Source organism: Mesorhizobium sp. M7A.F.Ca.CA.004.06.1.1 (assembly GCF_003999135.1).
In the GTDB taxonomy this organism is placed as follows: domain Bacteria; phylum Pseudomonadota; class Alphaproteobacteria; order Rhizobiales; family Rhizobiaceae; genus Mesorhizobium.
This window is the reverse complement of sequence record NZ_RZPQ01001459.1, coordinates 1-439: the sequence shown is the minus strand read 5'-3', so window position 1 is coordinate 439 and position 439 is coordinate 1. Positions and strand designations below refer to the sequence as shown.

At 63.8% G+C, this 439-nt stretch carries 1 protein-coding gene; it reads right to left on the bottom strand.

The window, feature by feature from the left end:
- The coding region (locus EN906_RS36925; RefSeq protein ID WP_164777743.1) for an ankyrin repeat domain-containing protein at positions 1-439 on the bottom strand (439 nt) is incomplete at both ends.

The window sequence follows — 439 nt, the reverse complement described above, 5'->3', positions numbered from 1 at the left end:
GTCCTGTAGTCATCGATGCGGGTTTCGAGCACCGGGTCGGCGCCCGCCGCCAAAAGCAGGCCGATCGCATCGACACTGCGGATGGCCACCGAATAGTGCAGCGGCGTCCAGTCGTTGACGCCCCGCATGTTGGGGTCGGCACCGCCGTCGATCAAAACCCGCACGATGTCCAGCCGGTCGGCGCGGTCGGTGGACAGCGCTGCAATGATGGACGGAAACCCACCGTGATCCTGATAGTTTGGATTCGAGCCGGCATCCAGCAAAGACGAGATGAAGCCGACGGGGCTCCAATAGATCGCATATTCCAGCGGATGCCCGAGGCCGAGCTCGAACGGCATGCGCTCGTCGAACCAGCGGGAAGAGCCGCCCAACGCCACGCCGAGGCCCTCGAAGTCGCCGGCCTTGAAGGCATCGTCGATAACGTTGAACAGGCGATGGC